Source organism: Kitasatospora purpeofusca, assembly GCF_034043715.1.
Classification (GTDB): domain Bacteria; phylum Actinomycetota; class Actinomycetes; order Streptomycetales; family Streptomycetaceae; genus Kitasatospora; species Kitasatospora purpeofusca_A.
On sequence record NZ_JAXCLC010000066.1, the window covers coordinates 45,449 to 52,771 of the forward strand.

At 73.7% G+C, this 7,323-nt stretch carries 7 protein-coding genes; 5 read left to right on the forward strand and 2 right to left on the reverse strand.

All coding sequences use genetic code 11. The features are described from left to right. Positions 1-173 precede the first annotated feature (173 nt). Genes SM793_RS28255 through SM793_RS28270 form a run of 4 tightly spaced genes read left to right on the forward strand, consistent with a single transcriptional unit; the run spans position 174 to position 4,401 of the window. Positions 174-1,088: an ABC transporter permease gene (locus tag SM793_RS28255; RefSeq protein WP_320441118.1), complete on the forward strand. Its 915-nt coding sequence runs from the start codon at positions 174-176 to the stop codon at positions 1,086-1,088. Then, positions 1,078-2,277, forward strand: coding sequence for an ABC transporter ATP-binding protein (locus SM793_RS28260; protein WP_320441119.1), 1,200 nt, complete (start codon positions 1,078-1,080; stop codon positions 2,275-2,277). Before SM793_RS28255 ends, SM793_RS28260 begins: the two co-directional genes overlap by 11 nt. 3 nt (positions 2,278-2,280) lie before the next feature. Further along, complete coding sequence (locus SM793_RS28265; RefSeq protein WP_320441120.1) at positions 2,281-3,480, forward strand: glycosyltransferase family 4 protein; 1,200 nt, start codon at positions 2,281-2,283, stop codon at positions 3,478-3,480. Between the two features lie 45 nt (positions 3,481-3,525). Beyond that, positions 3,526-4,401 carry an alpha/beta hydrolase gene (locus SM793_RS28270; RefSeq protein ID WP_320441121.1) on the forward strand — a complete coding sequence of 292 codons (876 nt, stop codon included), beginning with the start codon at positions 3,526-3,528 and terminating at the stop codon, positions 4,399-4,401. Positions 4,402-4,505: 104 nt separating this feature from the next. Here the strand turns inward: SM793_RS28270 and SM793_RS28275 are convergent, their stop codons facing one another. Together SM793_RS28275 and SM793_RS28280 are read right to left on the reverse strand one after the other, a co-directional pair. Then, positions 4,506-5,252, reverse strand: a complete 747-nt coding sequence (locus tag SM793_RS28275; protein WP_320441122.1) for a class I SAM-dependent methyltransferase — start codon at positions 5,250-5,252, stop codon at positions 4,506-4,508. A gap of 92 nt (positions 5,253-5,344) precedes the next feature. Next, entirely contained in the window at positions 5,345-6,487 is a 1,143-nt protein-coding gene (locus SM793_RS28280) for a glycosyltransferase (protein WP_320441123.1), read from the reverse strand. A 57-nt stretch (positions 6,488-6,544) separates the two neighbouring features. Here SM793_RS28280 and SM793_RS28285 point away from each other — a divergent pair. Next, positions 6,545-7,323, forward strand: a 779-nt coding sequence (locus SM793_RS28285; RefSeq protein ID WP_320441124.1) for a glutamate racemase, incomplete at its 3' end; no start/stop codon positions are given.

Here is a 7,323-nt window from a genome sequence, read left to right on the forward strand (position 1 = left end):
GCGGCCGGCCCGCCCCTTTTCGGTCTCGGCCGGGATGGGCCCGATCACCTTCACCGAACCGACCCCCGGCGGCCACACTCTGTGCCAGAGTTGGGCCCGGGCCGTACCGCGACGGCGTCAACAGCCGTGGTGACGGGCCCACTTCTCGATACCGCCGGTACCGGAGAGGGCAGGTGTCCGTGGGGGGACAACGCGCGCAGCTCGTCGACGAGCGCGACAGCCAGACAACGCAGGCCCCGGGGCGACGCCCGTCGGCCGCCGACGGGCCGCCGCCCGAGCTGATCTTCAAACGGGGGCTCCGCCCGGCCCAGGTGGCGCGCGAACTGTGGGCCGCCCGCGAACTCGTCCGCGCGCTCGCCGAGCGCGACCTGCGGGCCCGGTACAAGCAGGCGGTGCTCGGCTTCGCCTGGGCGGTGCTCACCCCGCTCGCGCTGTGCGCCATCTTCACCCTGGTCTTCCGCCGCGCCGTGCACGTCGAGACCGGGGGCGCCGCGTACCCGCTGTTCGCCTATGTCGGCCTGATCGTCTGGCAGTTCTTCAGCAACACCATGAACCAGGGTGCGCTGAGCCTCGCCAACAACCTCAGCCTGCTGAACAAGGTGTACTGCCCGCGCGAGGTGTTCCCGCTCGCCACGATGCTGGTCGCCACCGTCGACATGCTGATCGGCACCGCGGTGCTCGGCCTGCTCTTCCTGGTCTTCTGGACCGCCCCCGCCGTGACCTTCCTGTGGGTGGTGCCGCTGCTCGGCATCCAGTTCGCCTTCACCTACGGCATCGCCCTGGTGCTCTCGGTGGCCGTGGTGTACCTGCGCGACGTCCGCCACCTGCTGCCGATCATCACCCAGATGGGAGTGTTCGCCACCCCCGTCGCCTACCCGCTGGCCCAGATCCCGGAGCGCCTCCAGGAGCTGTACGTCGGTGTCAACCCGCTCGGCGCCGTGATCGAGGGCTACCGCAACGCCCTGCTGTACGGGCGGGCGCCGGACGCCGCGCTCACCACGATCGCCGCGGTCTCCTCGGTGGTGTTCCTGGTCGGCGGCTACCTGCTGTTCAAGAAGCTGGAGACGGGGATCGCCGATGTCGCCTAGCCGGACCCTCCCGCTCGGGACCATCCGCACCGACCAGGTGTGGAAGCGCTTCAAGGCCGACCAGCAGCGGATGCTGCTGCGCGACAAGGTCGACTCGCTGGCCCGACGGCTGCGCGGGGAGAAGGGCGAGGACTGGCGCTGGGCGCTGCGCGACATCTCGATGCACATCGAGCCGGGCGAGTCGGTCGGCCTGATCGGCTCCAACGGCTCCGGCAAGTCCACCCTGCTCAAGATGCTGACCCGGGTGATGTACCCGTACGGCGGGGTGATCGACGTGCGCGGCCGGATCGGCGCGCTGATCGAGATCCGGGCCGGCATCCACCCGGACCTGACCGGCCGGGAGAACGTCTACCTGTTCGGCGCGCTGCTCGGCCTGCGCCGGCGCGAGGTGGCCACCCGTTTCGACGACATCGTGGAGTTCGCCCGGCTCGGCGGCGCCATCGACCGCCAGGTGAAGTTCTACTCCTCGGGCATGCAGATGCGCCTCGGCTTCGCCGTCGCCGCCTATCTGGAGCCGCACGTGCTGCTGGTGGACGAGGTGCTGGCGGTCGGCGACGCGGTGTTCCAGCAGCGCTGCCTGGACCGGATGCGCGAGGTCGCCGAGCAGGGCACCACCATCGTCTTCGTCTCGCACGACCTGCCCGCGGTGGAGTCCATCTGCCGGCGCGGCATCTGGCTGGAGCAGGGATCGATCCGGGTGGACGCCGGGATCAAGGACGCGATGGCCGGCTACCGCGACTCGATCGAGGCGCAGTCCGAGGCGGGTGGGCGCACCGGCGAGCCGCTCCAACTGCTCAAGCACGAGGTGCGCGGCGAGGACCGGGAGAGTCTGACCACCGACGAGCCGATGACGGTCGAACTGACCCTGGGCGGCGAGTACCGGGGCGACGCGACCCTGCACCTGGGGGTCAGCGAGGGGACCTCCAGCCCGATCTTCCAGATCAGCCACGAGATCCGGCTCACCGGCGGCGACCGCCGGGTCGCCTGCGTGGTCCCCCGGCTGCCGCTGCCGCGCGGCCGGTACACGCTCTGGGCCGGCGTCTACAGCATCGGCCGGACCGACGGCGGCACGCTGATGAGCTGGCACTCGGTCGGCCAGTTCGACGTGTTCGGGCCGATGCTGGACTCCCCGCCGCGCGCCGTCGTGCTGGCCGCGCCGGTGTTCGTCCCGCACCACTGGGAGGAGTGAGGCGTGAGAACGGTCCGGGTGCTCGTCCATCTCAACAACCTCGCCCTGGGCGGCGCCCAGTTGAACGCCGTCGACATCGCCCGCACCCTGCGCGACCGGGGCCACGACCCGGTGCTGTTCGCCCAAGGGGTGGACGGCCCGGCCCCGTTGGTCGAGGTCGCGGCCGGCCACGGCCTGGACGTGGTGGTGGCGGGCGGCCCCGACACCCCGCACTCCGAGATCCGGCGCCGGCTGCGCCGGCTGGCCGCCGAGCACGGCAGCCAGCTGCTGCACGCCTGGGAGGTCAGGGCGGCCCGCAACTCCTACTTCGGGCCCGGCCGTTACGGCCGGATCCCGGTGGTGACCACCTTCTACGGGATCCGGATGCTGCGCGGCCTGCCCCGGCACCAGCCCCTGGTGCTGGGCCTGGGCGCGCTGCTGGGCGACGGCCGGGCCTTCGGCCACCGGGACGTCAGCCTGATCGAACCGCCGGTGAACACCGCCACGGACGCCCCCGGCCTGGTCGACGGCGCCGCGTTCCGCCGCCGGCACGGCATCGGGGACGAGGAACTGCTGCTGACCATCGTCACCCGGCTGGTCCCCGCGCTGGAGAAGGACGCCGGCGCGGAGCTCACCGTGGACGCCGTCCGGCACCTGGACGACCCCCGGGTCCGGCTGGTGATCGTCGGCAGCGGCCCCAGCCTGGAGCCGCTGCGGGTCCGCGCGGCCGCGGTCAACGGGGCCCTCGGCCGCCCGGCGGTGCTGGTCCCAGGGCAGCTCGCCGATCCGCGCCCCGCCTACCAGGGTGCGGACATCGTCCTCGGCATGGGTGGCTCCGCCCTGCGCGGACTCGCCTTCGGCAAGCCGGTGGTGGTGCACGGCGCCGCCGGGTACACCGCCGTGCACGAGCCGGGTCCGCTGGTCGAACCGCACGCCTCGCGCTGCATGTACGGCTTCGGGGACGGCTCGCGCGCGCCCGAGGCGCTGGCCGCCCAGCTGCGGGGTCTGCTCGACGATCCGGTGCGCCGGGCCGAACTGGGCGCCTGGGGGCGGGAGTGGGTGGTCGGCCGGTTCTCGCTGGAGAGCGTCACCGGCGCCTTCGAGGAGCTCTACGCCCGGGTGCTCGCCCGGCCGGGCCGGACGGTCGGCTGGCTGAGGGACCTGGAGCAGATGACCAGGTACGAGTTCACCAAACCGACCGCCCTGCGGCTGCTGGGGCGGTGACGCCAACTCTTCCCCTAACCGGTACATGGGTGTTTAATGGTTAGCATGAGTGAGCTGACGATCCCGCACATCCACCACCGCCACGTCGACGTCGACGGCCTGCGCGTCTTCTACCGCGAGACCGGACCGGCCGACGCCCCGGTACTCCTGCTGCTGCACGGATTCCCGTCCGCCTCCCACCAGTTCCGGCGGCTCTTCGACGCGCTCGGCACCCGCTACCGCCTGATCGCCCCCGACTACCCGGGCTTCGGCCACAGCGACAGCCCCGCACCCGAGGACTTCCGCTACCGCTTCGACACCCTGGCCGACGTCGTCGAGGGCTTCTGCCGGGCCCTCGGCCTCGACCGCTTCGCCCTCTACGTCTTCGACTTCGGCGCCCCCGTCGGCCTGCGGCTCGCCACCCGCCACCCCGAGTGGATCACCGGCCTGATCGTCCAGAACGGCAACGCCTACGAGGAGGGACTCTCCGCGCAGGCCCGCGAGTTCATCGCCAACCGCCCCGGTGTCGAGGGCGCCGCCGAACGCGCCCGCGCCATCCTCGTCGAGGAGATCACCCGGGCCCAGTACGAGGGCGGCACCGGCGACCCCTCACTCGTCGCCCCCGACGGCTGGACCCTCGACCAGCACCACCTCGACCTGCCCGGCCGCAAGGACATCCAGGTCGAACTCGCCCTCGACTACCACAGCAACGTCGAGCTCTACCCCGTCTGGCAGGACTGGCTGCGCACCCACCGGCCGCCGGCCCTGGTGCTCTGGGGCCGCAACGACCCGTTCTTCACCGAGCCCGGCGCCCGCGCCTACCTGCGCGACCTGCCCGACGCCGAACTCCACGTCTTCGACACCGGGCACTTCGCGCTGGAGGAGAAGCTGCCCGAGATCGCCCCGCTGATCGACGACTTCCTCGCCCGCACGCAGAAGTAGCAGGCGGGGCAGGAGCAGCGGGAGAGGCGGCAGGAGTACCGGAGGCGGCAGGACCGGCTGAGGTGGCAGGACCGGCTGAGGTGGCAGGACTGCTGAGTCAGCCGTCAGTCCCGGCGCAGCACCAGGGAGACGAAGCCCAGCGTCCCCCGGTAGCCGTGCAGCCACTCGGCGCGGTGCAGGTCGGCCGCCGCCCGGGCGTCCGCCGCGTCCGGGTGCCCCGGGTGGTCCAGCGCCCAGGCGGCCAGCGAGCCCGTCCAGGAGAACTCGTAGTCGTCCCACTCCGCCGGGCTGCTGACATGGCCGAACACCGGCGTCCACCCGGCCGCCACCACCCGGTCGACGGTGGTGGCCAGGTCCGCGTACTCCTCGCGGGCGGCACCCAGTCCGCCCAGCGCCGCCGACGAGGGCTCGCGCTCCCAGAACCCCTCGCCGACCAGCACCCGGCCGCCCGGCGCCAGATGCCCCCGGGCGGCGGCCAGCGTCGGCAGCAGCCCACCGAAGGCGTGCGTCGCGCCGACGTTCAGGACCAGCCCGAAGGGCTCGCGATCGGTGAACTCCCGGGCATCGAGATGGTGCAGCCCCAACCGCCGCTGCACCCCCGCCGCCTCCGCCGACTCCCGGGCCCGGGTCAGCGCGCCCGCGTCCAGGTCCACCCCGACCGCCCGCCGGCGCGGCCTCGCCGCCAGCGCCCGCAGCAGCCAGCCGCCCTGCCCGCAGCCGAGGTCGAGCACCCGCCCCTCCTCCTCCGGGCCGAGCGCCCGCTCCAGCAGCGCCGCCACGGCCTCGTCGGAGAGCGGCGCGGCGATCGGGTGATGGGCGTGGGCGAGCCGGGAGATCGTCTGACGGTCCATCCGGACAGTGTGGCCCACCCGACCCCGGCCCGTCCCGGTCTTTACCGGTACGCACGGCCCGTACGCACGGCCGGTACGCGCCGTCCGTACGACTATTTGTATGTACGGCCCTTCCAGGCGGCACCCCGGCCGCGCCAGTGCTGCACCGCCGAGTCGACCGTCATCAGCAGGTACAGCGCCGCCGTGAACGGCAGCAGCAGCGCGGCCGGCGCCGGCCGCCGGTAGTAGCGCAGCATCGGGACGAAGGTCCCCGTCATCAGCGCCCAGGCCGCCCCGCCCGCCACCGCCACCGGCCAGGCACCCGCCGCCACCCCGGCCAGCACCGCCGCCGGCGGCACCAGGTACACCAGCACCAGCCCCAGCACCGTCCCCAGCAGCAGCACCGGCGAATGCCGCAACTGGGCGTACGCGCTGCGCGACACCATCCGCCACAGCTGCGCCAGCCGCGGGTACGGGCGCACGCTGTCCACCTGCTCGGCCAGACCCAGCCAGGTCCGGCCCCCGGCGGCCTTCACCGCCCGGGCGAGGGACACGTCGTCGATGACCGCGCCCCGGATCGCCGCCACCCCGCCCGCCCGCTCCAGCGCCTCCCGCCGCACCAGCGAGCAGCCGCCGGCCGCCGCCGCCGTCCGGGAACCGGGCCGGTTGCTCCACCGGAACGGGTAGAGCTGGGCGAAGAAGTACACGAAGGCCGGCACGATCAGCCGCTCCCACCCCGTCTCGACCCGCAGCCGGGCCATCTGCGACACGAGGTCCAGCCGGTTCACCTCCGCCGCCGCCACCAACCCGGCCAGCGAGTCCGGGCCGTGCGCGATGTCCGCGTCCGTCAGCAGCAGGTACTCGGCGTCCGCCCCCGCCAGCTCCACCCCGTGCCGCACCGCCCACAGCTTGCCCGTCCACCCCGGCGGCAGCGGGGGAGGAGAGGCCACCGTCAGCTCCAGGCCCCCCGGGCCGGCGAGCGAACGCGCCAGTGCACCGGTGCCGTCCGTGCTGTGGTCGTCCACCAGCACCACCCGCGCCCGCCCCGGGTACTTCTGCGCCAGCAGGCTCGGCAGGGACAGCGGCAGCACCTCCGCCTCGTCCCGGGCCGGCACCACCACCGCCACCTGCGGCCACCGCGCGGGCGGACGGCGCGGCGGCAGACGCACATCGGTACGCCAGAACAACCCGTGGCAGCCCGCCAGCCAGAGCCAGACCAGCAGGGAGAGAACGGCGATCCACAGCAGGACGGTCACCCGGGCAGTCTGCCGCACCAGGGGCCCGCGGCGGGCCATCGACTAAAGTCTTGAAGCGTGAAGATCGCACTGATGGACTCGGGAATCGGCCTGCTGGCCGCCGCCGGCGTACTCCGGACCATGCGCCCGGACGTCGATCTGGTGCTCTCCTCCAACCCCGCCTCGATGCCCTGGGGCCCCCGGACGCCCGAGGAGATCACCGAACTCGCCCTCGGCTGCGCCCGCGCCGCCGCCGCGTACGAACCGGACGCGCTGATCATCGCCTGCAACACCGCCTCCGTCCACGCGCTCGCCGCCCTCCGCGCCGAACTGGAGCCCGCGCTCCCGGTCATCGCCACCGTCCCGGCGATCAAGCCGGCCGCCGCGCTCGGCGGCCCGGTCGCCATCTGGGCCACCCCGGCCACCACCGGCAGCGCGTACCAGCGCGGACTGATCCGCGACTTCGCCGGAACCGCCGCCGTCACCGAGGTGGCCTGCCCCGGGCTCGCCGACGCCGTGGACCACGGAGACCAGGCGGCGATCGACGCGGCCGTCGCGGATGCCGCCGCCCGGACCCCGGCCGGCACGGCTGCCCTCGTCCTCGGCTGCACGCACTACGAACTGGTCGCCGAGCGCATCCGCGCCGCCGTCGCACCGACCGCCCTGCCCTCGCTCACCCTGCACGGCTCCGCCGAACCGGTCGTCGCCCAGGCCCTCCGCCGCGTCGCCGACCCCGCCCGCCGCGGCAACGCCACCCTCACCGTCCTCCACGCCGGCACTCCGACCACCCTCCCCGCCATCGCCATGGCCTACCCCGGCACGGCCCTCCTCGGCGCCACCCCGGCCGCGACCCCGGT

Coding starts and splice junctions, on each gene's coding strand:
- SM793_RS28260 (WP_320441119.1), top strand. CDS start 1,078: ATGTCGCCTAGCCGGACCCTCCCGCTCGGGACCATCCGCACCGACCAG.
- SM793_RS28270 (WP_320441121.1), top strand. CDS start 3,526: ATGAGTGAGCTGACGATCCCGCACATCCACCACCGCCACGTCGACGTC.
- SM793_RS28275 (WP_320441122.1), bottom strand. CDS start 5,252: ATGGACCGTCAGACGATCTCCCGGCTCGCCCACGCCCATCACCCGATC.